The 25986-nt window shown below is 40.5% G+C and carries 25 protein-coding genes; 11 read left to right on the forward strand and 14 right to left on the reverse strand.

The window, feature by feature from the left end; genetic code table 11:
• Positions 1–2: 2 nt before the first annotated feature.
• The 3 genes from ACGTJS_RS05375 to trpR all read right to left on the reverse strand — a co-directional run bounded on the left by ACGTJS_RS05375 (position 3) and on the right by trpR (position 3129).
• Complete coding sequence (locus ACGTJS_RS05375) at positions 3–1391, reverse strand: anthranilate synthase component I family protein (RefSeq protein ID WP_315043175.1); 1389 nt, start codon at positions 1389–1391, stop codon at positions 3–5.
• Between the two features lie 473 nt (positions 1392–1864).
• On the reverse strand, positions 1865–2707 hold the full coding sequence (locus ACGTJS_RS05380) for an integrase core domain-containing protein (protein WP_410471877.1): 843 nt from the start codon (positions 2705–2707) through the stop codon (positions 1865–1867).
• A 122-nt stretch (positions 2708–2829) separates the two neighbouring features.
• Positions 2830–3129 (reverse strand): trp operon repressor, encoded by a 300-nt coding sequence (gene trpR / locus ACGTJS_RS05385; RefSeq protein ID WP_410473051.1) that lies wholly within the window; start codon positions 3127–3129, stop codon positions 2830–2832.
• A 285-nt stretch (positions 3130–3414) separates the two neighbouring features.
• Here trpR and ACGTJS_RS05390 point away from each other — a divergent pair, with 285 nt between their 5' ends.
• Entirely contained in the window at positions 3415–4899 is a 1485-nt protein-coding gene (locus ACGTJS_RS05390) for a C13 family peptidase (protein WP_410473052.1), read from the forward strand.
• 9 nt (positions 4900–4908) lie between these two features.
• Here the strand turns inward: ACGTJS_RS05390 and ACGTJS_RS05395 are convergent, their stop codons facing one another.
• From ACGTJS_RS05395 to rpmB, 3 genes are all read right to left on the reverse strand, one after another.
• Positions 4909–6126, reverse strand: coding sequence for a glycosyltransferase family 4 protein (locus tag ACGTJS_RS05395; RefSeq protein WP_410473053.1), 1218 nt, complete (start codon positions 6124–6126; stop codon positions 4909–4911).
• Positions 6127–6296: 170 nt separating this feature from the next.
• Positions 6297–6452 carry a 50S ribosomal protein L33 gene (rpmG, locus tag ACGTJS_RS05400; protein WP_019519042.1) on the reverse strand — a complete coding sequence of 52 codons (156 nt, stop codon included), beginning with the start codon at positions 6450–6452 and terminating at the stop codon, positions 6297–6299.
• A 41-nt stretch (positions 6453–6493) separates the two neighbouring features.
• On the reverse strand, positions 6494–6730 hold the full coding sequence (gene rpmB / locus ACGTJS_RS05405) for a 50S ribosomal protein L28 (RefSeq protein ID WP_315043180.1): 237 nt from the start codon (positions 6728–6730) through the stop codon (positions 6494–6496).
• Positions 6731–7190: 460 nt separating this feature from the next.
• Between rpmB and nhaA the strand changes: the two genes are divergently transcribed.
• Positions 7191–8417 (forward strand): Na+/H+ antiporter NhaA, encoded by a 1227-nt coding sequence (nhaA, locus tag ACGTJS_RS05410; RefSeq protein WP_410473054.1) that lies wholly within the window; start codon positions 7191–7193, stop codon positions 8415–8417.
• Between the two features lie 109 nt (positions 8418–8526).
• Here the strand turns inward: nhaA and uvrC are convergent, their stop codons facing one another.
• Positions 8527–10374: an excinuclease ABC subunit UvrC gene (uvrC, locus tag ACGTJS_RS05415; RefSeq protein ID WP_410473055.1), complete on the reverse strand. Its 1848-nt coding sequence runs from the start codon at positions 10372–10374 to the stop codon at positions 8527–8529.
• 168 nt (positions 10375–10542) lie between these two features.
• Here uvrC and ACGTJS_RS05420 point away from each other — a divergent pair, with 168 nt between their 5' ends.
• Entirely contained in the window at positions 10543–10689 is a 147-nt protein-coding gene (locus ACGTJS_RS05420; RefSeq protein ID WP_315043183.1) for a hypothetical protein, read from the forward strand.
• A 10-nt stretch (positions 10690–10699) separates the two neighbouring features.
• Positions 10700–11476 (forward strand): hypothetical protein, encoded by a 777-nt coding sequence (locus ACGTJS_RS05425; protein WP_410473056.1) that lies wholly within the window; start codon positions 10700–10702, stop codon positions 11474–11476.
• A 32-nt stretch (positions 11477–11508) separates the two neighbouring features.
• Here ACGTJS_RS05425 and yjgA read toward each other — a convergent pair whose 3' ends face one another.
• A complete protein-coding gene (gene yjgA / locus ACGTJS_RS05430) occupies positions 11509–12018 on the reverse strand; it encodes a ribosome biogenesis factor YjgA (RefSeq protein WP_410473057.1) in 510 nt (169 codons plus the stop codon).
• Positions 12019–12355: 337 nt separating this feature from the next.
• On the opposite strand from yjgA, the gene ACGTJS_RS05435 reads away from it, so the two are divergent.
• Both ACGTJS_RS05435 and ACGTJS_RS05440 read left to right on the forward strand, forming a co-directional pair.
• Positions 12356–12475 carry a helix-turn-helix domain-containing protein gene (locus tag ACGTJS_RS05435; RefSeq protein ID WP_410473058.1) on the forward strand — a complete coding sequence of 40 codons (120 nt, stop codon included), beginning with the start codon at positions 12356–12358 and terminating at the stop codon, positions 12473–12475.
• The gene (locus tag ACGTJS_RS05440; protein ID WP_410473231.1) at positions 12472–12990 is read left to right on the forward strand and encodes an RNA-guided endonuclease TnpB family protein; all 519 of its coding nucleotides are present in this window, start codon (positions 12472–12474) and stop codon (positions 12988–12990) included. Before ACGTJS_RS05435 ends, ACGTJS_RS05440 begins: the two co-directional genes overlap by 4 nt.
• A gap of 181 nt (positions 12991–13171) precedes the next feature.
• Here the strand turns inward: ACGTJS_RS05440 and rapZ are convergent, their stop codons facing one another.
• The 4 genes from rapZ to ACGTJS_RS05460 all read right to left on the reverse strand — a co-directional run bounded on the left by rapZ (position 13172) and on the right by ACGTJS_RS05460 (position 16857).
• Complete coding sequence (gene rapZ / locus ACGTJS_RS05445) at positions 13172–14044, reverse strand: RNase adapter RapZ (RefSeq protein WP_410473059.1); 873 nt, start codon at positions 14042–14044, stop codon at positions 13172–13174.
• Positions 14045–14046: 2 nt separating this feature from the next.
• The gene (gene panC, locus ACGTJS_RS05450; protein WP_315044065.1) at positions 14047–14907 is read right to left on the reverse strand and encodes a pantoate--beta-alanine ligase; all 861 of its coding nucleotides are present in this window, start codon (positions 14905–14907) and stop codon (positions 14047–14049) included.
• 17 nt (positions 14908–14924) lie between these two features.
• Entirely contained in the window at positions 14925–15758 is an 834-nt protein-coding gene (gene panB, locus ACGTJS_RS05455) for a 3-methyl-2-oxobutanoate hydroxymethyltransferase (protein ID WP_410473060.1), read from the reverse strand.
• A gap of 79 nt (positions 15759–15837) precedes the next feature.
• Entirely contained in the window at positions 15838–16857 is a 1020-nt protein-coding gene (locus ACGTJS_RS05460) for a 5'-nucleotidase (protein WP_410473061.1), read from the reverse strand.
• Positions 16858–17075: 218 nt separating this feature from the next.
• Here ACGTJS_RS05460 and ACGTJS_RS05465 point away from each other — a divergent pair, with 218 nt between their 5' ends.
• Positions 17076–18311, forward strand: coding sequence for a sugar transporter (locus ACGTJS_RS05465; RefSeq protein WP_410473062.1), 1236 nt, complete (start codon positions 17076–17078; stop codon positions 18309–18311).
• A gap of 330 nt (positions 18312–18641) precedes the next feature.
• Here the strand turns inward: ACGTJS_RS05465 and ACGTJS_RS05470 are convergent, their stop codons facing one another.
• The gene (locus ACGTJS_RS05470; RefSeq protein ID WP_410473063.1) at positions 18642–19718 is read right to left on the reverse strand and encodes a lysylphosphatidylglycerol synthase domain-containing protein; all 1077 of its coding nucleotides are present in this window, start codon (positions 19716–19718) and stop codon (positions 18642–18644) included.
• A 166-nt stretch (positions 19719–19884) separates the two neighbouring features.
• Here ACGTJS_RS05470 and ACGTJS_RS05475 point away from each other — a divergent pair, with 166 nt between their 5' ends.
• The 4 genes from ACGTJS_RS05475 (at position 19885) to ACGTJS_RS05490 (ending at position 24554) form a co-directional block, all read left to right on the forward strand.
• Complete coding sequence (locus tag ACGTJS_RS05475) at positions 19885–20499, forward strand: YqiA/YcfP family alpha/beta fold hydrolase (RefSeq protein ID WP_315043884.1); 615 nt, start codon at positions 19885–19887, stop codon at positions 20497–20499.
• Between the two features lie 267 nt (positions 20500–20766).
• Positions 20767–21054 (forward strand): barstar family protein, encoded by a 288-nt coding sequence (locus ACGTJS_RS05480; RefSeq protein ID WP_315043882.1) that lies wholly within the window; start codon positions 20767–20769, stop codon positions 21052–21054.
• A gap of 150 nt (positions 21055–21204) precedes the next feature.
• Positions 21205–23091 carry a DNA topoisomerase IV subunit B gene (parE, locus tag ACGTJS_RS05485; protein WP_315043880.1) on the forward strand — a complete coding sequence of 629 codons (1887 nt, stop codon included), beginning with the start codon at positions 21205–21207 and terminating at the stop codon, positions 23089–23091.
• Between the two features lie 182 nt (positions 23092–23273).
• The gene (locus ACGTJS_RS05490) at positions 23274–24554 is read left to right on the forward strand and encodes a lytic murein transglycosylase (protein ID WP_410473064.1); all 1281 of its coding nucleotides are present in this window, start codon (positions 23274–23276) and stop codon (positions 24552–24554) included.
• Positions 24555–24797: 243 nt separating this feature from the next.
• Here the strand turns inward: ACGTJS_RS05490 and ACGTJS_RS05495 are convergent, their stop codons facing one another.
• Positions 24798–25880 carry a zinc-dependent alcohol dehydrogenase family protein gene (locus ACGTJS_RS05495; RefSeq protein ID WP_410473065.1) on the reverse strand — a complete coding sequence of 361 codons (1083 nt, stop codon included), beginning with the start codon at positions 25878–25880 and terminating at the stop codon, positions 24798–24800.
• Positions 25881–25986 lie beyond the last annotated feature (106 nt).

Below are 25986 nucleotides of genomic sequence, written 5' to 3' on the forward strand. Positions count from 1 at the left end.
TTTTAACCGTCCATAAAACAGCTCAAAACAACCTTCATCGCCGACAACTTCCGCACAATCTCTTCATACTCATCTTCAGGATTACTGTCATACACATTACCGCCACAGGTCTGGGCGTACGCCTTTGTGCCATTGACAAACAACGAACGAATGGGAATGGCAAAAATACAATCGCCATTGAATGAAAACTGCCCCAACGCTCCACCATACGCCCCACGTCCGTCTGGTTCAAGCTCATTAATAATCTTAATCGCTTCAATCTTGGGCGCTCCAGACAGCGTGCCTGCAGGAAAATTACTCGCCAAAGCACTAAACATATCCTCGGACGGGTGAATGATACCGACAATCTCGCTAGAGATGTGCTGAACGTGCGAAAAACGCTTAATGTCCATCAAATTTCGCACTTTCACCGTGCCAAACTGAGCCACACGCCCAATGTCATTGCGGTGCAAATCCACGAGCATATTATGCTCGGCAATCTCTTTGGGGTCGTTGAGCAATTTGCGAGCAAGTTGCCTATCTTCGGTCGTATCCTTGCCACGCTTAGTCGTGCCAGCAAGCGGAAAAGTTTCCATCTCGCCATTACGCAAGCGAAACAGCAGTTCTGGGGACGCACCGATGATTTTTTGCTCACCAAATTTGACAAAATACATATGCGGAGACGGATTAATTTCACGCAATTTTTCATAAATTGGCAAGGTGTCGCCCACAATGGTGTAATGCGATTTAAAACCAACTTCACATTGAAAAATCAAGCCTGCCTTGATGTCTTCTTTGACTTTTAGCACGGTTTTGGCGTGTTCGTCTTTGGTCATGCCATCGCCCAAAAAACGCACCTTTGGTGGTGTGTGGCATGGCGGTGGCAAGTCTAGCAAAGCTTTAATCTCATCAATGCGATTTTGTTCATAATAAAAATAAAAAATCTCACCTGTCATTTTATCAAGGCTTAAACCGTCCAAATACAAGCCAAATTTAAACGGCTCAAAGTCGCTTGAGCCTTGCACATTAAGGCTTTTTTCAAAAAAATTGATACAATCAAAACCCAAATAACCAACCAGTCCGCCTGTGTGATTGCGTGCGATGACGTGCTGTGGCGTGATTTCTTGCAAAAGTTGGTAGGGATTTTCACAAGGATAATCGCAGGTTTCGCCATTTTTTTCGCTGATTGACAAGGTATATTTGTCTTTGGCAAAAATGATTTTTTGGGGGTCAAAACCGATGATGTGGTGGCGTGAAATGTGGCTTTCTTCGCCTAAGGATTCAAACAAAAAACAGGTGTCGTATTTTTGTTCAATGTTTTTAAATAGTTCAAAAAAATCAATGTCTTGGGCAAGTTTGATTAGATTTGGTTTGCTGGCAAGGGTGATTTTGGGTGGTTTTGGTGTTGTCATTTTAACGCTCATTTTTTAAGGATTTAATCATGAATTTGTGAAATTTTTTGGTTTATTTTTTCAACCCATGCTAAAGTTTCAGGATTTTTATGGGGCATAACTTTTAATTCTTTTTGATAATTTGCTGTATCAGCCCAACTGATAAAACAAATTGAGTTGCCAAAAATTGTTTTTTCTTTAAAGTTAATTTTTACACAAGGATTTTTAAAGCTGATTAAAGGTTTAAATTCGCAAGTAACAGAACAGATGTTTTGATATGGAACTTCTTATTCTATATTGTTTCTTTTGATTTTTAAGCTTAAACCCGTATCCCACACTTCATCAGCAAGCCTAAAAATAGTTTTACTCATCAATTGATATTGAGCGAAAGCAAATAAACCAAAAAATATTGCATTAAAAACATAGGTGTATTGTGATGTTACAATACTGTACACAAAAAAACCAATACAAATGATGGATAATATGTAAGAACCTCAAGCGTTATTTACACTTTGTTTAAAATAAAACTCCAACCACTCATAAGGAGTAAAGGTTTGAGTTTTGCCAGTAATATCATCTTTTTTAGTTAAAGATGAATGGGGTTTAACGGTATTATAGAAATTAAGAAATCTTGTTAATTCTTGCTTTCTATGTTCACTACCTGTAAATTCACATTGTTCATGCCACATTTCCATGAGCGTACGTATTACTCGTTCTGCTTTACCATTGGTTTGTGGTTTGGCAACTTTGGTGAATTTCTGATTGATGTTGTTATCATAACAGGCTTTGACAAATTCATGGTCTTTTGTGCCTTTATATTCTGTGCCATTGTCAGAATAAATCACCTCAATCGTATAAGGGCAAGGTTTAATAACTTGTTCTGTCAGAAACTTAGCCGCACTAAAAGCTGTTTTGTCTGGCATAATACAAGCATACAGTTCACGAGAATAATCATCAATGGCAACAAACAGATATTCTCTAGGGCTGTTGCTATTTTGTCCTTTGAGCAGTGGTAGGCGTTTTGTATCTACGTGTACCATCTCACCAGGATAGGATTTATTATAACGCTTGGCTTGTTTTTTGAGTTTGTCTTGTATACTCTTTTCAACTTTAGCTAAGCGTTTAATGCCAAATTTCGCTTGTTTAAAGCGATTATTGACACTGGTTTGTGGTTTTAGTAACTTCACTCTAGCAAGTTTCAATACCTTGTAGATTGTTGGTCTTGATACTTTGTATTCTTCAGCAAGTGATGTTACGCTTTGTTTGTTTTGATGATAGGCTATCCAAATAGCTTCTCTTTCAAACGGTAGCAGTCTGGTGTTTTTATGTATGTTCATTTGCAGTATTTTATCCTAAATACTGTAAATAACGCTAGGATATCTTACAGATAATATAATGCTAAAGATTTTAAATTTTATCTTCTCAAAATGGCTAAAATCACTCGCTAAACTTTTCATCGTTAAAACTTATCTTTTAAATTCGGCAATAAATTCGCCACATCATTGGCTTGATACGCCTTTGCACCCCTTGACACAGTGGCAATGCCCACGCCAAGCCGTTCGGCAATTTCTCGTTGTGGCAAACCTTGTTGCAATAAGGCAAAAATCTGCATGCGATTGGCAAGCTCGCCTTGCTCTTTTTGGGTCAAAATCGCTGACAGCAGATTTTTTGTGCGGTTTTTATCATCACTTTCACAAAGCAGGTCTATCAAATAGGCGTAGGCTTTTTGGTTACTGGTTTGGGCGTTGTCGGTGTTCATCATTTTATCAAAAATCAACTCAAAAAATAAATGTTTTTATGTTCTAGTATGTTGATACATGATACTGGTTTTTGCAAAAATTTGCAAACAAAATAAAAAAAAGATATCTTTTTATCCAAAAAGTATTATACAATATGTGAATATTTGTTACCTAAGCATTTTTTACCGCCAAAAAAAGGTATAATCTAAACCATCAAAACAGATTTATCAGTTTTGATTAACAATATCACTTTGACAAATCAATTTTACTAAACTCATATTTACCAAATCAATTAACAAACCGCCATGCCAAATTCGCTAAGTCAGTTAGACTTAAAGCCCTTGCAACACTTTTCCCAAAACCTGCTTGCCAATTTGCGAGCCACAGGTTATATGCTGATGGGTTCAACCAAGGCGATTTATTGGGTAAAGCCGACCGTTTGGCAGTTTTTGTTTTTTGGGACGACCGCATTATTTAGCAATCTGTTGTTTTCGTGGCTTGCCAGTGATGAAAGTACGCATTTTAATCAACAAGGCTTGATTAGTTATTTGGTGTGGACGATGGTGATGTTGGTAGCAGGTTTGGTGCTTGCCAAACGCCATACCAATGCCAATTTGATTTTTGTGCCTGCAGTGCTGTGGTTGGTCGCTGATACCTTGATGGCGTTGCTACAAAGCTTGATTCAGTGGATATCGCATTACGGTTGGTTGCCTGCTTGGAGCTATGCGATTTTGCCGATATTTTTTACGGTGTTGTTTGTTTGGCAAGCGTTGGCATTGCTTTGGATTTTTGGTAAACAGTTGCGATGGTCGTGGCTTGAGCGGGGTTTGATTTTGTTTGGGGCGTTTGTGGTGTTTAGCGTTTGGCAACAAAATGTCAAAACACAACCGATTTTCCAAGCCGATGTCATACCGCCAACCATCAGCGAAGAGGCGTTTTACGCACAACAAAATTTGCTAGAAAATACCTTAAAAGATATATTGCCAGAGCGTCCAACGGTGCGTGATTGGTACTTTTTGGGCGTGGCAGGTTATGGCGAGCAAGACGTTTTTCGTGCCGAAATTGAGCTAACCACCGAATTTTTGAACAACCAATTTGGCATGATGGGGCGTTCGGTCAATTTGATTAATAATCCGATGACCTTGCAAGTATTGCCAATCGCCAGTAAAACCAGTATTGACAGGGCATTACAAGCGATTGCCAAAAAAATGAATGTAACCGAAGATGTGCTATTTTTGACCTTAACATCGCACGGTGGCGATAAACTGCTGGAAATGTCCAATCCACCGCTAGAGCTTGATGAAGTTGATGCCAAATGGTTACGCCAAAGCCTTGACAAATCTGGGATAAAATGGCGTGTCATCGTGGTATCTGCTTGTTATTCTGGCTCGTTTATTGATGATTTAAAATCGCCAACGACTTTGGTTATCACCGCATCAGCAAGCGACAAAGCATCTTTTGGTTGCACCAACGAAGCGGAATACACTTATTTTGGACAAGCATTTTTTGCCGAAAGTTTGCCAAAATTTCGCCGTTTTCAACCTGCCTTTGAAGAAGCGATTGTCAATATCGGCAAACGTGAAAGGTTGATGGGTTTTGAACCGTCCGAACCGCAATTTGTCATCGGTGAACAGATGAAAAGAATGTTGTCAGAGTTTGAAAAAAATCTAAAACCATTGGCACAAGACAATCCGCAAAAACCTGAAATCACCGAACAGCAACACAGCGAAACGACAACTTTACAGTTAGATAAACTTGATGAAAAAAGTTTGGCAAAATTGGTAGAATGATGGTTTAAATCATTGTTTTGGCAAGGTTTGGCTTTCGTTACGGCACAATTTTCGCTCGCTGATTTCGCTATTTTTGGGTTTTGGTTTGGTAGGTTTAGCCACTTTTTCTGGGTGGGTGATTTTTAACAATTCTTCATATAAGTCAATGGTTTGTTCAACGGTTTGTTGTTGGGTAAATTCATTGCTCATCTGTGGGCGAGAGACGTTTTTGAGCTGGGTTTTTACCACTTTACAAAGCGATTTTGCGGTAATATCTTTAACCAAACCTTGTGGAAACAGCTCGCTTAACAGTTCGCTATAAATCCCCAAATTCCATGCCACCACAGGCGTACCTAGATGAATGGCTTTTAGCACGTTGATACCGATACTTTCAGGCTGATTGGCAAGACCGACCACGACATTGGCGGCAGACAGCCACTCTCGGCTATCGTTAAAGCGTTTGCCAACAAAAGTAAAGTAATTATCCAAATTTAACGCACGACTGCGTTGCAAAAACTGCTCCACATACAGATTTTCTCGACCATCATCGTCCATGATAATCACATGAATGTTGGGAATGCTTTCTTTTAGATTGCCAACGATGTCAAATAGCCATTGTTGCCCTTTGCCATAGTCCAGCGTATTGGGAAATATCACCCATTTTTTGTGCTCAAGATTGGGATATTCGGCAAAAATTTGACGTAACCAATACACAGATGGGTGATGGCGATAAATAAATTTGCGAATATCTACGCCACGATAAATACGAGTAATCGTGGTATCATCATACTCATCGTGATGGGCTTTGATATATTCAGTTACGCTGTTTGATACGCTAATCAGATGGTCAGCCTCAAAAATCGCCTTATTATAAGCGGTGGTCGAATAATAACCGTAAATGGTCGCAATGGTAATCGGACGATACGCTATCGGCACAAGTTGTAACGCCCATTTTAGCACCCACGCAGGCGTGCGAGAATGCACATGAATAATATCAGGGCGATGGTGATTAATCAGCCGAACCAACGGAATCACCGACCACAGCGAAGACCAAGTATGTTTTTCCATAGACAAAGGAACATACACACCGCCATCACGCTTTAGGCGTAAAGCCAGTTCATTGCTTTTTGGGGTGCTTGCCACAATGACGGATTGATGACCTTTTTTGATTAACAAGCGATTTAACGAAAAAATACCACGTTCATCTTCATCATGATACAAAGATGACAGCAGTCGCATAACTTTCATGGTGTGTTTAACCCACGCTACAAATTTTTTATCAGTCTAATTTTTTATCAATTTAAAAATAAAAAAGCGAGCCTAAAATAGACTCACTTATCATATCATACAACTGCCAAAAACGTCATCAAAAAACCAACGCTAAGTAAGCTGTGAAATTGGCATAAAAAAACTGCCAATTATTTGATTTTTGCTTCTTTAAAAATCACGTGCTGACGTACAACTGGGTCAAACTTTTTGATTTCCATTTTGTTTGGCATGGTACGTTTGTTTTTGGTCGTGGTGTAAAAATAACCCGTACCTGCTGACGAAACTAATTTGATTTTATCTCTCATCGCTATTGCTCCAAATAAATATTAAGTTTTGGCAAAAAAAATTAAATTTTTTCGCCACGAGCACGCATGTCCGCTAAAACTTGGTCAATACCAACTTTATCAATCATACGCATACCTTTTGCAGATAAACGTAGGCGAACAAAACGGTTTTCGCTTTCAACCCAAAAGCGATGGTTGTGTAGGTTTGGCAGAAAACGACGGCGGGTTTTGTTGTTTGCGTGAGAAACATTGTTACCTACCGCTGGGCGTTTTCCAGTCACTTGACATACTCGAGACATGGCTTACTCCTAATCGGTGTGCATGAGGGTCGCTCATGCCAAAATCTGGTTGATAAATAAGGTACGCTATTATAACATAGCCGATACGATATCTTATCAAAGTTATCTATTAATATTTTTTATCAAAAATCTTATTTGTAAAAGTTTTTTCAATAAAAAATTTAAGGTTAATTTAAAGGGGCTATTTATACCATTTTTTGCCACAAAAAGCAATAAAAAACTTATAAAAAGTCTTGATTTTGGATAAAGTTCACTTTTTTATTTAAGTTTGGTTTAAATAAAAACAACCATTTTTGCACATAAAAAGGCTAGATTATGGTGGGTTTTTGTGCTAATATGATTTTATTTATCAAATATGTATATATTTTGCTATTATTTTTCTTTTTTTATAAAAATGTGTTAATTTTTATCGTTTTTAGTGGTTAAGAATGTTCGTAAAAGTTTGCCAATAGGGGGTATGATGACTTATCAAAATGTTAGACAAAAAATTAAGGCGTTTTTTGCCCTTGATATGGCAGGTGGCATTGTGCTGGCGTTGTCGGCTATTCTTGCGATGATTGTGGCAAATTCGCCTTTATATAGCTTGTATAATCATTGGCTTGAGTTGCCGATTATTGTGCAGATTGGCAGTTTAAAGATTGACCATGATGCGGTGCATTGGATTAATGATGGCTTGATGGTGATTTTTTTCTTTTTGGTGGGGCTTGAGTTAAAGCGTGAGGTGCTGATAGGCGAGCTGTCTGATGTCAAAAAGGTGATTTTGCCTGCGTTGGCGGCGGTGGGTGGTATGTTAGTGCCTGCGTTGTTTTATGCGGGATTTAATCAGCATGATGCAACTTTGTTAAAAGGTTGGGCGATTCCTGCGGCGACTGATATTGCCTTTGCGTTGGGTGTGTTGATGTTGCTTGGCAAGCGTGTGCCGTTGGCGTTAAAGGTGTTTTTGGCATCTATTGCGATTTTTGATGACATTGGGGCAATTTTGGTGATTGCTCTGTTTTATTCGCATGGTCTGTCTTGGACGGCATTGGGGATTGTGGCGGTTACGTTGTTGGTGCTGTATTTGATGAACCGCATGAACGTAACTCGCACGACTGCATATGTTATGGTCGGTTTAATTATGTGGGTGGCGATGTTAAAATCGGGTATTCATGCGACATTGGCTGGCGTGTTGCTTGCGATGTTTATTCCTTTAACCAATGATAATGACCCAAATCATTCGCCTTTAGAAACCTTGGAGCATGATTTGCATGAAACGGTTACGTTTGTGGTATTACCGATTTTTGCGTTTGCCAATGCAGGCATTCATCTAAGTGGTAGCGGTGTGGGGCAGCTATTTCACAGTGTACCGCTTGGCATTGCGTTGGGATTGGTGCTTGGCAAGCCAATTGGCGTGATGGTGTTTAGTTGGCTTGGCGTGAAGTTGGGCTTGGCAAGTTTGCCGGAAAATGTGTGTTGGAAACAAGTGCTGGGCGTGGCGTTGCTGTGTGGTATTGGTTTTACCATGAGTTTGTTTATCGGTGGGCTTGCATTTGGCGGTATTGAAGACAAGGCATTTGATGAGCGATTGGGTATTGTGATGGGGTCGGTGATTGCTGGCGTGTTGGGCTATGTTTGGTTAAATAAAGTGTTGCCAAAAGTTGAAAACAATGAATTTGAAGCGTCAAAAGACCACACTTATATTCCTTGATGTTTGTTAAATAAACTGAAAAAAGCCAAGATTGTCTTGGCTTTTTTTGTTAAAATTTTAGGACAAATGTAAAGTTTTTATAAAGCGAAACGAGTCATCAGCCTAAAAATCAGCCATGCAACACTTTATAAATGGTATTTGCCATCACTTTGCCAATGCCATTGACTTGTTCAATTTCATCTTGCGAAGCCCCGAGCAACTGTTGTAATCCGCCAAAATGATTCAACAAATCTCGTCTGCGTTTTTCACCCAAGCCCGGAATCACTTCTAAAACCGAACTAGAACGGCGTTTGTCCCGCTTTTTGCGGTGAGCAGTGATGGCAAAACGGTGGGCTTCGTCCCGAATGTGCATAATCAAATGCAACGCCTTGCTATCGGACGGTAAATCCATTGGTTCATGATGGATAAAATGTAGCACTTCTAGCCCAGCTTTTCGCCCTTCGCCTTTTGCCACGCCAATTAGTAAAGTTTGATTTAAAATGCCAAGCTCGGTTAGCACATCTTTTGCCATATTAAGCTGACCCTTACCACCGTCAATCAGTAACACATCAGGCAACGGATTTTTGCTATATCGGCGTGTCAAAGCCTGTTTCATCGCCCCATAATCATCGCCCCCTGTGATACCATGAATGGCGTACTGGCGGTAATCTCGTTTTCGCAATCCGCCTGTATCGCAGACCACGCAACTGGCAATGGTTGCTTCCCCCATCGTGTGCGAAATGTCAAAACACTCAATCCTATCCAAAGTTTTGCCGTTTAACACATCGTGTAAAACGCCTTGTAAGGCTTGATAACGCTGATGAATTTCCAAATAATCGCCGAGTTTGGTTTGCAACGCATTTTTCACATTCATGTTAGCAAGGGTCAGCCATTCGGCACGTTGTTCACGAACCTTTTGTTTTAACACGACTTTTTTGTTAAAAGTTTGGCTTAACGCTTCGGTCATCGCCTGTTGGTCTGGAATGTCGTGGCTTAAAATAATTTCGTCTGGCAAATCATCGCTAATTTGAAAATAAAATGAGCTGATAAATGCCGACAAATTTTCGCCAATATCATTATGGCTATCCACATCAGGAAAATAACTGTTACCACCGAGCATTTGTCCGTTTCTTACATTCATCACATGAACGCAAGTCATGCCCGCCTGCGTGTCAATAGCGATGATATCGGCTTCGCCTTTGACGGTATAGACCGCCTGTTTGGCTTGCACATCACGAATCATGGTCAGTTGGTCACGGTAAAAAACCGCCTGTTCAAAGTTTAATTCTTCGGCAGATTTTTCCATTTTGGCAATGATGGCTTGTTGAATATCGTTGCCTTCGCCTTTTAAAAAACGAATGGTATTATTGACATCGTCAAGGTATTCTTCTTGAGATACCAAGCCGACACAGGGGGCTTTACAGCGTTTGATTTGGTATTCCAAACAAGGGCGTTTGCGAGCGGAAAAAAACGCATTGGAACATTGGCGAACCATAAACATTTTTTGCATAAGTAGCAAGGTTTGTTTTGCTGAATGGGCGGATGGAAAAGGTCCAAAAAATTTGCCTTTTTGGTGCTGACCCTTGCCACGCCCATAGGCAAGGCGTGGAAATTTGTCGGTAGAAACAAATACATACAAATACGATTTGTCATCACGTAACAGCACGTTGTAGGGCGGACGATGCAGTTTGATAAGATTTTGTTCCAGCAATAATGCTTCGGTTTCACTGCGGGTGATGATGGTTTCAATGTTGTCAATGCGTTGCACCAAGGCACGAGTTTTTGGGTGGTCAATGGTTTTGGCAAAGTAGCTATTGACACGGTTTTTGAGCGATTTGGCTTTGCCGACATAAAGAATATCGCCATTTTTGCCAAGCATTTTATAGACACCGGGTAAGTTTGGCAGACGTTTTAACAAGTGGTTTAGGTGTTGTTTTTTTTCGGTTTGAGAATTTGGTGGGGTTGTGTTATTTGGCATTTTTATTGATATGTTTGACAATTTTATTCTATATTACGTTAATTTGATGATTTTTCAATAAAAATCGTATGCAAAAATCACACAAAATCACACTACAAACATTGATAAAATGTTTTTAAAATGATATAAAAGTTAATTTTAACTTGTGTTTAAAAGTTGGAGATAATCATGCTGGCACATTACACTTTAACCATTGAACAGCCTTTAATAGAGCAAGCCAATCATTATGCAAAAGCACATAATGTTAGTATCACGGTGATGTCACCAACTGCGTTTTTACAAACAACAAATCTAAAAACAACAAACTACAATTAAACCAAGTATCATGAAACCATCAAAAAAAACACTTACCGCATTATGCTTAATATTCGCTACGGTTAGCCACGCCGAAACGTATGTCGTAGATACCTTAGGCGGTGAAAGCCTGCAACCGATTATCCAAAATCAGCTTAACCAACTGCCAAATGGCGGTAACGTCATGGTTTATCAACAACGCCTGATTATCAACACCACGCCCCAAAACTACCAACAAATCAGCCAATTTATCCGTCAAATTGACATATTACCACAGACTTTAACTGTCTCGGTGCGTGTCGGCAGTCGTGGCTATAGCCATCAAAATACAGGTTATGGACAAATCGGCATGGTGAACAGCCAATTGTATGTCAATGGACAATGGCAAAACAACCAATCTCAAAGTCAGTCGCAACAGTTTTTTCAAATAAAAACGCTATCAGGCAAACCTGCCCAAATCGGGCTGTCGCAACTCATGCCCACCACACAAATCTACACCCGCTATCGTAACTATCGCCCACAAGTGTGGATAGGAAAAACGTTACTGACGGCAGAGCAGGGCATTAGCGTATTGCCAACCGCTTTGCCAAATGGTCAAGTATCGCTCAATATCAGCCAAAGTAATGGCAAATTTAGCCAGTATAATGGGCAAACCATGCTGAACAGCCAACAATTAAGCAATAGCATAGTGCTATCGCCAAATCAGTGGACGACTATCGGTTTTATCAGTACCCAAAGCGAGCAAAATGGCAGTTATGGCAATGTGTCGGTTAATGAACAATTGCCGATAGAAATTATGGTGAATTAAGAAATGGATAAACAAAACAAGTAAAAAACTGGTTATTTGTTTTTTGATAAAATCGCCACTTGACGGATATAGGTGTGTAAATCATTGACACTCTCAATCATTAATTCATCGTCTTTTGTATAATCGGCATAGGCAATCCAAATCAATAATTGTTTAACACTGTTAAATTCACTATTAAAAAAAGTTTTGGTAAATTGTTTTAGCGTGTTTTCATCTTGCAAGTTTAAGCGAGTTTGCCAACTTTCAATTTTGGCTTGTTGCTCTGGGCTAAAGGTCGCACGGAATAGATATTCAACAATAGCGTGCGGTTCTTCTTCTGCTAAGAGTTTACCCATACGTTTGATATGGCGTTTGCGGGCTTCATGGCTTGTAATGTCGTTAAGTTGTAACAAATCGTCTAAAAAAAACTCACTTGCAGGTAGGTTTTTCATTTGTTTTTTGGATAGGTTCGCCAGTGGTTCGGCAAGTTGTTGCAGGCGTTCACGGGCTTTTTTTTGTTCGGTACGACTGACGGTCATATCCATTTCGCCAAAATTTAGCATTTTTGGTTTCCTATTATTTTGTTTAAAATCGTTGTCGGCTATCGCTAACCGCTTGTAAAATATCGTTTTGGCTAATGCTTGGTACGTCAATGCCTTTAACTTATCGTGCGTAATTCTCCACCTATAATCTTTCTTGCGAAGCAGTGCTTCTCAGGTGGAGATGTAAGCACTAACGCCCCAATCAGGGCGTTCTTGTTTTTCGATATACTGTCTAATTGTATCAATGGTAGCACCACCAGTCGTTAGCAAACAAATGGGATTTTAGTTGATTATTCATAATTGACACCAAATGGAAGTAATGCTAAATTATACCCATATTTCAATTGCCTAACAAGCCATGCTCAAAGCCTACAAATACAGAATTTACCCAAACATCGAACAAGCCTTTCTAATCGAAAAGCATTTTGGCTGTAGTCGGTTTGTGTTCAACTGGGCGTTGGCATTGCAAAATAGATAAAACATTTAGCCAAATCTAGCCAAAGGCTTGCTATAGAACAAAAAATCTTTGTTCGCAAACAAAAGACCAGTAAAAACCATCAAAAACAAAAATTAACCGTTGCTCGTATTCATGAAAAAGTACGCAACCAGCGTTTAGACTTACACCAAAAAATCACGCATAAACTGATTTGCGAAAACCAAGCTACCAGTTATGCACTTGAAGATTTAGCGGTAAAAAACATGGTAAAAAATCGAAAACTTGCCAAAGCGATTAATGATGCAGGCTTAGGTCAATTTGTTACCTTACTTACCTATAAGGCAAAATGGTATGGTAAAAACATTCTAAAAGTCAATCGGTTCTTTGCCAGTAGTAAAATTTGTTCGCATTGTCATCACAAATTAGACAGTCTGCCGTTGTCAGTCAGAAATTGGACGTGTCCTAACTGTCAAACACACCATGACCGTGATATCAATGCAGCAAGCAATATACGCTATCAAGCGTTAGCTGATATAGCAGGACTTGCTATTGTGTAAAGAGTTCCCCCAGCACAATACTTATCAGCGTAAGTGTGCTGGCGAAAGGTAACAACTCAATCTAGGCTTAAGTTGTTATGGGTCGCAAAGATTCTCACGCCTACCGCTAGGTTTGGTGGTGGGAGTATGTCAAAACAACCGTTAAGAAAATGTTGGTATCAACAATAATATTTTTCATTTATCACCAACGACTTTTTTCACGATGTTTAACATTGACACGCATCGCATTTGGTAAAGTTTCCGCCAACATTTTGGCGACCATTTCAGTCATATAAACCGACCGATGTTTACCCCCAGTACACCCAATCGCAATTGTAACCGTATGGCGATTGTTATGCAAAAAAGTCGGTAACCATTTTGCCAAAAACTGCCCAATGTCATTCGCCATATCATCAACTTCTGGGTATTTGGCAAAAAACGCTTTCACACCGTCATCAAGCCCTGTCTGACTGCGAAGTTCGGCTTGCCAATGCGGATTTGGCAACACACGCACATCAAAAATAAAATCCGCATCAATCGGCGAACCATGCTTAAAACCAAACGACAGCACATTCACCGTTACCACATTGTCAACGCCTAGATGGTTGCGGATTTGCTCTTTTAACTCGTGAATATTGAGCAAACTTGTGTCAATTTTGACATCGGCATTGGTGGCAATCGGCTCAAGCAGTTGGATTTCTTGCTTGATGGCATTTGGCAAGTTTTGTACGCTACCGCTCGCCATCAGCGGATGGACACGGCGAGTTGCGTCAAAGCGTGCGACAAGCGTGCTTTCTTGGGCGGTGGTGTAAATAATGATGACGTGATTTTGCCCAAAATTTTTAACAAGTTCGTCATGCACTTCGCCAAATTTTGACAAATCCGCTTGTGGTGTCCGCACATCAACGCCTAAGGCGATTTTGTGAATTTGGCTTTCGGTCAATTTGGCGACCGCCATTGGCACAAGCGACAAGGGCAAATTGTCAAGGCAATAGTAGCCAAAGTCTTCTAAAATGTTGAGAACGGACGTTTTGCCAGAGCCTGAACGCCCCGATACAATCACAATTTGGGTCATTTTTAGTTCCTTGTAAATTCCAAATTATCCAACAACCGAGTTTTATCACCCAGATAGCAAGCAGTCAAAATCACCAATCCCTTATCATCGGCTTTTGGTGGTTGCAAATTTTGGTTGAACACTTCCAAATAATCTACTTTAAAACGCACATTATCAATATTTGTGCTGTTTAAATTATCAATCGTTTTGGCAATGATATTGTCAAAATCGGCAAAATTGGCGGTTTTAAGTTCATTTGCCAAATTTTGTAAGGTTTTTTGTAATAATGGAGCGTGTTTGCGTTCGGTTTCGGTCAAATATTGATTGCGAGATGACAATGCCAAACCATCATCAGCACGCACGATTTCCGCTCCGATAATCTCAATCGGAAAGTTTAATTCGGCAACCAATTGGCGAATAATCGCAAGTTGTTGGTAGTCTTTTTTGCCAAAAATGGCGATGTTAGGCTGAACAATGTTAAACAATTTACTCACCACCAAGCCAACACCGTCAAAATGCGTTGGGCGAGTTTTGGCACACAAAATTTTGCTAATATCACCTGATAACACTTGTACGTTTGTCGGTAAGATTGGGTACATTTCTTCAACGCTTGGGGCAAAAACATAGTCGGCGTTTACACTTGTGAGTTTTTCCACATCAGCGTCTAGGGTGCGTGGGTAAGTGTCAAAGTCTTCGCCTACGCCAAATTGGGTGGGATTGATAAAAATGCTAACGACTACGATGTCGGCATTGGCACGAGCTTTTTTGACAAGGTCTAAATGTCCGTTGTGCAAATTGCCCATTGTCGGCACAAGTGCAATGGTTTGGGTGCGTAACGGTTGTAATGTTTCTCGTAATTCTTTAATTGTGTGGAAGATTTTCATTTTTTTATCCTTAAAAATCAAAAACTATGTTCTGCCGTTGGAAATGTCCGTTCTTTCACCGCTTTATGATACGCTTTAAACGCCCCTGTAATATCTTTGGTTGCGTTTTCTTCCGCCGTCAAAAAGTCTTTGACGAACTTCGCAGGTTTACGAGTATAAACCCCTAACATATCGTGCATAACAAGCACTTGACCATCACAATCCACGCCCGCACCAATGCCAATTACAGGCACGTTAAAGGTCTGCGTTACTTTTTTGGCAAGTTCGCTCGGCACGCATTCCAATAATAAAATTGACGCACCTGCATTCACTACTGTTTCGCAGTCTTTTAGCAGTTTTTCGGCTTGACTTTCGGTTTTGCCTTGTACTTTATAACCGCCAAACACATTCACCGATTGCGGTGTTAAGCCTAGATGAACACAAGTCGGCACGCCATTTTTTACCAAAACTGACACAATCTCGGCAAGTTCCGCACCGCCTTCAATTTTTACCACATTCGCCCCTGCTTGCATGACGGCTTTGCTATTGGCAATCGCATCGGTTAAAGTCGCATAACTCATAAACGGCAAATCGCAAATAATCAATGCATGATTGTTAGCACGAGCCACGTTTTTGGTGTGATAAACCATGTCTTCAACGGTAACAGGCAAGGTGGAAGTCTGCCCTTGCACCACCATGCCAAGACTATCACCAATCAAAATCGTATCAATATCAGCGACTTGCATGGCGTGGGCAAAACTTGCGTCATAACAGGTTAAGCAAGAAAAGGTTTCGCCATTGGCTTTTAATTTGTTTAATGTGGATAAAGTGATAGGTGGTTTTGATTTTTGTTCGGTTGTTAAGTAGCCCATTTTATTGCCTTATAAATTTTTAATTTCTTCTATTAAAATGCGTTGCTTGTGCAATGTTTTCAACCACATTTTAACATAATTAAGGCGTATTTTTGGTTTTTTTCGCTTTTTCCGCTCGTTTTTGTTGCATTTCTGCGTTTAATTCCGAGTGGCTTTTATACGGCACAAGCCCAGACGGTACAAAGGATTTGGCACGGTCAAAATGCGTTAAAGAATCATCAAAAAAGATATGCGGTCTAAACGTTTTTAACACATTGGTTTTTTCCAATCCACCCAAAAAAAACGCCAAATCCACATTCACACCCCAATTTCGCAAAGTTTTAATCGCTCGCATATCGGCAGGGGCATTGCGTGCAGTAACAAGGGCAATGCGGATAGGTGAGTTTTTGAGTTTACTTGGCAAACGGTTTTGCAAATTAGATAATTTGATTAAAAAATCGGCATATGGCACTTTATTCATGGGCGTGTCGCTCATTTTGGCTTCGTGTTCGTGAAAGGCTTGTAAGCCTTTTTGTTGAAAAATCAACTCGCCAGATTCATCAAACAACACCGCATCACCATCAAACGCAATCCGCAATTGCTCTGTGTCAAGCTCAGTCATATCAATGGGTGGAGCGTCCAAAATCGCACACGCACACACACCTGTATCGGTTACTTTTTGGGCATCATCATGGTTGGTTGTCAAAAACAAATCCACGTTAAAATCCGCCACATATTTCGCCACGCCTTCGCCAGACGTGAATGCCGAGCGAGTAATCGGCAAGCCGTGCGAGCGAATGGCGTTAAGCACTTGTATGCCTGTGTCTGGGCTGTTTTTTGACATGATGACGACTTCCACCAATGGGGTGATTATGCTATCTTTGGTTTCGGTTTGTGGTAAAAATTTGTTGATATTGAGCAAGGCTTTTATCAGATGATAGCCTGTACCTGTTTTTAAATTTTCGTTTTCATGCTCAATCATGTAGGCACGAAACTTGTCCACCGCTGTGTCTGGGTCGTCTTTGATAGCGTTTTGAAAAAATTGTTCGGATTCGGACAAATCAAAAAGTGCGGTTGCCGAAATGGCGACAATTAAGGTTTGTGAAAAATCAACAGCCATGTTTTTTCCTTATGTTTAAAAAAAATTAACAAAATTATACGTCAAAATTTGGAAAAAATTTGTTGTTTTATTGCTAAGCGTGCATATTTTTTGACGAAACAATGCTGACAAAGCAATGTTGATAAAACAGTTTTTGAAAAATCAATTTTTAATAAAGCAACAACAAAAAAATATTGCAAAAATCTGTTATAATAGCCATTTAACCACTATTCAAAATTATGTCAAATCCATTACAAAAACACACCACAAACTTTGGCAAAATCCGCCAAACATCTCAACAAAAATATAACTATATCAATAATTTACGACAATGGCGAGTGATTGTCTTAGCCTTGTCCGCCTTTATTTTTAACACCACCGAATTTATTCCGATTGCCTTATTGTCGGATATCGGCAAAAGTTTTGCCATGCCTGTGGAAGATGTCGGCATAATGATGACAATTTATGCGTGGATTGTGGCGGGGCTGTCGCTACCTGCCATGCTTGCCACTGCCAATATTGAACGCAAAAAGTTGTTGTTGTGCTTGTTTGCGCTGTTTGTGGGTGGTCATGTGCTGTCGGTGGTGGCAACAAGTTTTATGATGTTATTGGGTGGGCGAGCGATGATTGCGTTGGCTCATGCGGTGTTTTGGTCAATCACGGCAAGCCTTGCGGTGCGTGTCGCCCCAAAAGGACGACAAACCAAGGCGTTGGGCTTGTTGGCGATGGGGAGTGCGTTGGCGACCGTGCTTGGGCTACCGCTTGGGCGTATGATAGGGCAGTGGTTGGGTTGGCGAATGATGTTTGGTTTGATTGGTGTGCTTGCGTTGGTGGCGATGGTGGTTTTGTGGCGGATTTTGCCAAAATTGCCTAGCCGAAATGTCGGCTCTATCAAAAGTTTACCAGAAATCGCCAAAAATATACCGTTAATGGTGGTTTATGTGTTGATTATGCTGATGGTAACGGCACATTTTACCGCTTATAGCTATATTGAGCCGTTTATTATCCAAATTAACCATTTTAGTGAAGGTTTTGCCACAGCGATTTTGTTGGTGTTTGGCGTGGCAGGCTTGTTGGCAAGTTTTTTATTTGGGCGTTTTTATGATAAAAAACCTGACACATTTTTGTTGGGTGCGATGATGGGCTTGTTGGGTGCGTTACTCATGGTGACAGGCGTGACAGGCAGTCAAGGCTTGTGGGTGGTGTTGGGACTTGTGTGGGGCGTGGCGATTACTTGTATTAGTCTTGCCTTGCAACTGCGTGTGTTAAAGCTCGCCCCGAATGCGACTGATGTGGCGATGTCGATTTTTTCTGGGATTTATAATATCGGCATTGGTGGTGGTGCGTTGCTGGGTTCTGTGGTGATTGGTCGGTATGGTTTGGGCTTGGTCGGTGATGTGGGGGCTGGTGTGGCAGTTTTGGCAATTATAATTTTTGCTGGATTTTTATTGATAAATCGTCAAAAATCTCATTAAACAAAAAAACCGTTTAAAAAAATTAAGATTAAGAATGTTGTAATTTTTTCATGTGTTGTTGGTTTGGTTTGTCAAATTGTTTGGCTTATTTTTTGTGGTTTTTTTTGACAGATTGTTTTTTGACATCTTTTTTTACCGATGGTTTTTGATTGTTTTTTTAACATCTTTTTTAGAGAATTTTTGTTGATTATTTTGTTTTTTTGCCGTGTCTTTTTTAAATTGGCTAGACTATGATGTGGCTATTATGCAATTTTTTTGCCTTACAAAATAACGTGATTTGGTTAAAAGTTTAACCACAACAACGCACTTTGTTAATAACCATCAAACAACTTACCGTAATGTATCTGCTTCGTCCAACACCGCCTGTGGTGTGGGATACAGATACAAATATACTTCATAAGCGACCAACAAAAACAACGCCACCAAAAACGGTGCGATATAATACATCAAACGAAATACCAACAATATCGCAAGCATTTGTGCCTTGTCCACCTGTGGCATGGCGGCAATCATGGTAACTTCAAATACGCCCAAACCACCTGGAACATGGCTTAAAATCCCCACCGCAATGGACTGAATAAACGCCGAAAACGTCGCAAAATAGCCAATATGCTCAGACGGTGGTAACAACAAATACAGCACCAACGCCACCGTGCTTAAGTCCAAAATAGAAATAATAATCTGTTGAATCAATACCTTAGCAGGGGGCAAGTCAAACCGCCAGCCTTTTAGTACCACATGGCGACCGTGTTTGCCAGCAAAAATCACACAGCCTGCAATCAGTGCCAGCATGACAAGCCCCAAGCCACGAATATACATGGCATTGTCAAAAAAGCCCAATGATTTGTCCAGTTGGCTTAACAATTGTAAGGTAATTTCGGGGTGAATACTGAGCGACAAGCCAATCAACGTGGAAATACCAAAGGTAAACGCCATAGAAACAAGCCAAACAATGTTGGCAATTTCATGATGATTTAGCCCAGATTGGCGATAATGACGGTAACGAATGCCTGTTGCTGTTACCAAATTTGCCCCAACGGTGTGACTAATGGCATAAGCGGTAAAGGACGTTAAAGCGACCGTTGGATAATGCAGTTTTTTACCGATTTGACGTAACGCAATAAAATCATACAAAGTCAATAGCACATAACCAAATGCCACCACCAAAAACGCAATAATCAGATGGCTTAACGGAATGTTGGCTAATGCGGATAAAACCTCTTGATAATCAATAGTTTGCACCAGATTGTACAAGGTTTTCATGGCAAGATAAAATATAAAAACAGCCACTACCGCCAGTAGTAGTTGCCATATTTTCTTTAACCATGTCGCCTGCATAATCAACCTTTGTTTAATATTTTCTTTCAAAATAAAATAATGGGCTAGTTTAACATTTTTTAACGACATTTTGCCAATAAATCCGCTTGATGGTTACAACTTAACACATTTTTTTGACAAAATATGATTTTTGCGACACCGTTTGACGTATTGTTTTAAATTTTTGGCTCGGTGCATGGCTATTTTTGTCAAGCAATGATAAGATATAGCAAGTTTTCACAGTCAGGAAAAAATCATGCAACTTATCTATATTCACGGATTAGACAGCAATCATTTGGCAGAAAAAGGGCAAAAATTACGCCATTTTTGTGAAAAAAACTTTCCACAAATCAAGGTTGTTACTCCAAATTTAAACTGCCCACCACAAGAAGCGATTACGTTATTACAACAACTTATCGCCCAAGATGAGAATACAGGCTTGGTCGGTAGTTCGCTTGGCGGATTTTATGCCAATATTTTGTGCAATTTGACAGGCAAAAAAACGGTATTGTTAAACCCAAGCGTGCATACGGGCAACAGTTTAAAACGCTTTTTTGGCGAAGATTTTGACAGTTTGCCCGATGATTTTGTGGGGCATACCACGCCAGACGGCTGGACTATTACCAAAACTGATATCAATTGGTTGGTGGCAAATCGCCCAGATAAATCGCTCAATCCGCAAGATGTGTTGGTGATTTTGAAAAAAGGTGATGAATTGCTCAATTATCAAGATGCTGTGGCTTATTTTAGTCAGCAAGACGCTCAAAGCCATATTATTGTTGAAGACGGTGGCGACCATAGAATGACGGATTTTGAAACCAAATTAGAGCAAGTCGTGCAGTTTTTGTTTGGGTTGCCGTTGATTAAATAATGATTAATACGGAATTTAGAGAAAGAGTTTAAGATATATCAAAAGTCTTGCGAGACTACTATGAGTAAATGCAATGGAAAATAGGAAGATAATAATTATTTTATTGATTATAGCAATTTTAGTACCACTTATTTATCATTTCGTTTCTATAAATGTGTTAAGTCGTTATTAGGGTTTAAAGTTATTAAGAAAAATAGCGTTGTAAGGTCTAACATCACATTAGAAAATTAGTTGATGATTTATGGTTTAAAAAGACTTGAAATGTAAATGATTGTTTTTATTAAAGGTAAAGAAATTTTTTTAGCAATTGATTTTCACAAACAATTAGCAAAAGCATTAAATGTTGAACAATATTACGGTAAAAATTTAGATACACTATGGGATTTATTAAGTTTAGGAATTGAAAGACCTTTAACAATTATTTGGAAAGATTCTCATATTTCAAAAGCAAATTTAGGTGAAGATTTTGAAAAAATTATAACGGTTTTAAACAGAGTTAAAGAATTTGATAATTCATGTAGTTTTATAGATAAATTTGAATTGGAATTAAAATGAATTTTTCTAATAAAAACAAAAAGTTAATTTTTATATTATTTGCTTTAATTTTGTTGTTTTTACCTTCTTGGTTTTGGCAATTTATAAGATTGATATTTGCTTTTACAAACACGAATTTTTAATTGTAAATTTGAAAAAAATAGGAAAACCATGTCATACACCAGTCAAAATTTAGAAGTTTTAACAGGACTTGACCCAGTCCGCAGACGTGCAGGAATGTACACCGACACGCAACGCCCCAACCACCTAGCCCAAGAAGTCATTGATAACTCAGTTGATGAAGCGTTAGCAGGCTTTGCCAAAAATATCACCGTCATTTTGCACGCTGACAACTCGCTGTCGGTCGAAGATGACGGACGTGGAATGCCGACCGACATTCACCCAGAATTTAACCAATCTGGCATTGAAATCATTTTGACAAAACTGCACGCAGGGGGCAAGTTTAGCACCGACAATTACCAAGTATCGGGCGGTTTGCACGGCGTGGGGATTTCGGTGGTCAATGCCTTATCGCACAAAGTTGCCGTTACCGTTTGGCGAAATGGTGAAGAATTTCGCATGGATTTTGCCGATGGTGAACCTGTCGCACCGCTTGCCGTTGCCCCAAGCAGTAATAAGAAAAAACGTGGAACAAAAGTGCAGTTTTGGGTGAATGAAAAATATTTTGACAGCCCAAAATTTAGCATTAAACAATTAAAACACCATTTAAAAGCCAAAGCTGTATTATCAGCAGGCTTAACCATTACTTTTATCAATGAAATTGACGGTGAAACGGACGTTTGGCAATTTGACAATGGACTTTCGCAGTATTTGACCGAGCAATTAGCCGACAATATCACCTTGCCAGAGTTACCGTATGTCTTTGATTATACAGCAAAACAAGGCGAGCGAGCAGGGCTGAATTTTGCGATTTGTTGGAATGGCGAGGGTGGTCAGACCGTACAAGAAAGCTATGTCAATCTGATTCCCACCATTCAAGGCGGTACGCACGTCAATGGTTTGCGAACAGGGATTACGGAGGCGTTGCGAGAGTTTTGCGAACTGCACAATCTATTGCCACGCAATGTAAAAATCACCGCAGATGACGTGTGGGACGGTGTGAATTATATCCTGTCGCTGAAATTTTCTGAACCGCAGTTTAGCGGGCAAACCAAAGAACGCTTGTCAAGCCGTGAGGCGGTGGCTGTGGTGCAAAATTTTGCCAAAGATGGCTTTAGCCTGTGGCTGAACCAAAATACCGAAATCGCCAAACAAATCGCCGAAATCGCCATTAGCAAAGCAGGCTCACGCCTAAAAACTGCCAAAAAAGTAGAACGTAAAAAAATCACGCAAGGCCCTGCCTTACCAGGAAAATTGGCGGATTGTCGTGGTGATTTGCGAGATGGGGCAGAGCTGTTTTTGGTGGAGGGCGACTCGGCAGGTGGCTCGGCAAAACAGGCTAGAGACCGCCATTTTCAAGCGATTATGCCGTTGCGTGGCAAGATTTTGAATTCGTGGGAAGTGTCGCATGATACGGTGCTTGCGAGCGAAGAGATTCACAACATCGCCATTGCGATTGGCGTAGACCCAAATTCGGACGATTTGAGCGAACTTCGCTATGATAAAATCTGTATTTTGGCGGACGCAGATTCGGACGGTTTGCATATTGCGACTTTGTTGTGTGCGTTGTTTGTTAAGCATTTTTCGGCTGTGGTGGAGGCTGGACATTTATTTGTGGCTATGCCACCGCTTTATCGCATTGATATTGGTAAAGATGTGGAATACGCCCTTGATAATGATGAGCTTGAGGCGATTTTGAAAAAAGTACCAAAAAACAAAAAAGCCCAAATTACCCGTTTTAAAGGTTTGGGTGAGATGAGTGCGGAGCAGTTGCGTGAAACCACGATGAATCCTGATACTAGACGTTTGGTTCAGCTTGATTTGGACGACCACCAAGCGACTGATGGCATTATGGATATGTTACTTGCGAAAAAACGTGCAGGCGACCGTAAGGTGTGGCTTGAGCAAAAAGGGGATTTGGCGGATATTGGGGTTTGATAAGTAAATGTTGAACAAGGAATGTGTGATGAAAAATGCAATATTTATTTAGATAAATTACAAAAACAATTTAACACTTGCAAAAAACTCAATCAAAGTTTTTGATAGTTACCAAAATACACTTTTTATTTTGGCAAAAATTTTATACTCTACATATTTTTAACAACATAAAAGGTATTTTTATGCGTTTGTCAACGATTTCATTGGCTGTTTTAAGCCTAGCAGGACTTGCGACAACTGCCCATTCCGCCCCACAAGACCCACCAAATCTTAGCAACACCCAATTTCAACAATGCTTAAATGGCTTAAAAAACTCTAGCACATTCAAAGGCGTATCGGCATCAACATTTGAAAACTACCGCCCAAGCGAGCCAGACCCAAGCGTTATCGTATCGCTCAATTATCAGCCAGAATTTCAAAAAGAAATTTGGGATTATATGGCAGGCTTGGTTGATGAAGAGCGTGTGCAAGACGGTATTTCGGCAAAAAATCGTTTACAATCAACGTTAAACCGCATTGAGCAGCGTTATGGCGTGCGTGCCGAAGACGTGCTTGGCGTGTGGGGCGTTGAGTCCAATTTTGGCAAACAACTTGGCAAAAAAGACTTGTTTCAATCATTGGCGACTTTGTCGTGTTTTGACCGCCGTCAGTCGTATTTTCGTGGTGAATATGCCAGTGCGTTAAAAATCGTGCAAAATGGCGACATTCGTCCGCAAGATATGACAGGTTCATGGGCTGGGGCGTTCGGACAGACGCAATTTATGCCGAGTACGTTTTTGCGTTTGGCGGTGGATTTTGATGGTGATGGGCGTAAAGATTTGGTGAATAACGAAGCCGATGCGTTGGCATCAACGGCGAACTTTTTGGTAAAATCAGGCTATCGCAGTGGCGAGCCGTGGGGCTATGAAGTCAAATTGCCGTCAGGTTTTTGGGGTGAAAGCAATCGCAAAAACAAACAACCTATCAGCCATTGGCGAAATCAAGGCATTACGCTTGCCAACGGTCAGCCATTGCCAAACACGCTAAGCAGTGCAGGTTTGCTATTACCTGCAGGCACAAACGTCCCTGCATTTTTGGTCGGCAAAAATTTTGACACTTTTTACAGTTATAACGCATCAGAAAGTTATGCGTTGGCAATCGCCCATTTATCAGAAATGATTCGCCAAAATCGCACGACAAATGTCGGTTTTGCAACGCCTTGGCCAACCGATGATGCAGGAATTAGTCGCCGTGAAGCTCGTGAAATTCAGCAAGCTTTAATCAATCGTGGCTACAACATCGGTGCGGTGGACGGTATGATTGGTGATAATACTCGCCGTGCGATTCAAGATTTTCAACGCTCGCAAGGCTTAACTGCGGACGGACGTGCAGGGCAAAAACTGTATCGTTTGTTGGTCACCAATGGGGCAAATAGCAATGTCAATATCAGCAACAATGGGAGCTTTCGGCAACAAATCTGGTAATGCCGACACTCAAGCTAATACTGACGTTACACCAACTGCTAAAACTAAGTTTTTACAAACAACAATAGGCTTAGCGGTTGGGGTTTAAAACGTTTCGTTTAGTCCTGTTCGGTCTTGACAAATTGAGTGATGTGGACGGTACGGTCAATCGTTTTAACACGGCATTACAAGCGGTTTTGGCAAAATAATTGACGATAAAAAACCTGTTTCACAAAAATGTCAAGCAGGTTTAAAAATACTTAATTAATATTCAATAATCACTTTCATCGCTTTGGTCTCTGATGCGTGTTTAAATACATCGTAGGCTTGTTCAATTTCGCTAAATTTAAAATGATGGGTCGCTAATTTATTCATCGGCAATTTACTACATTCACACGATTTTAACAGCATTCCTGTGGTATTGGCATTCACCAAGCCTGTGGTGATGGTCAAGTTTTTAATCCACAATTTTTCTAAAGCAAAACTCACTGGCTGACCGTGTACGCCCACATTGGCAACGTGTCCGCCTTCTTTCACCGAATGCTGACAAATATCCCACGTTGCAGGCACGCCCACCGCCTCCATCGCACAATCCACGCCACGACCGCCCGTAATTTCCAAAATCCGAGCCACCGCATCTTCTTTTGACGGATTGACCGTGTGCGTTGCCCCCATTTCTTTTGCCATTTCAAGGCGGTTGTCGTCCATATCCACCACGATGATGGTTGATGGCGAATAAAATTGAGCGGTCAATAAACAGCCCATGCCCACAGGTCCTGCACCGACAATGGCAATATCGTCCCCTGGTTTCACATTACCATATTGCACGCTAATTTCATGCCCTGTTGGCAAAGCGTCCGATAAAAACACCGCCGTGTCGGTATTTAAGGTTTCTGGTAATAAATACAATGAGTTATCGGCAAATGGCGTACGCACATATTCGGCTTGCGTGCCGTCAATCATATAACCCATAATCCAGCCACCGCCTTGACGGCAATGGGCGTACAGTTGTTTTTGGCAATTTTCGCACGAACCGCAACGGCTCACGCACGATACGATGACTTTATCGCCTTTTTTAAAATTTTTCACCGCAGAGCCGACTTCTTCTACAATGCCAATGCCTTCATGCCCCAAGATACGCCCTGTCCATTCGCCTGTTTTTTCACGAGCGGTAGCTTCAATTTCAGGATTTTTGCCTTTCCAAATGCCCAAATCCGTCCCACAAATGGTGGTTTTGGTCATGCGAATAATGGCATCGGTTGGAGCAAGAATGGTGGGGATAGGACGGTCTTCAAAACGAATGTCGTTTGCACCGTAATAGGTCATGGCTTTCATGGTCTTGCTCATGGTTAAATTCCTTATGTTAAAGGGTTTTTGAGATAAAACTTAAGGGTAAAACATAATTAAAATTGGAATTCCATGAGACCATTGTAGCACTTTAGCCAACAAAAAA

Source organism: Faucicola mancuniensis (assembly GCF_046523945.1).
Taxonomy (GTDB): domain Bacteria; phylum Pseudomonadota; class Gammaproteobacteria; order Pseudomonadales; family Moraxellaceae; genus Faucicola; species Faucicola mancuniensis.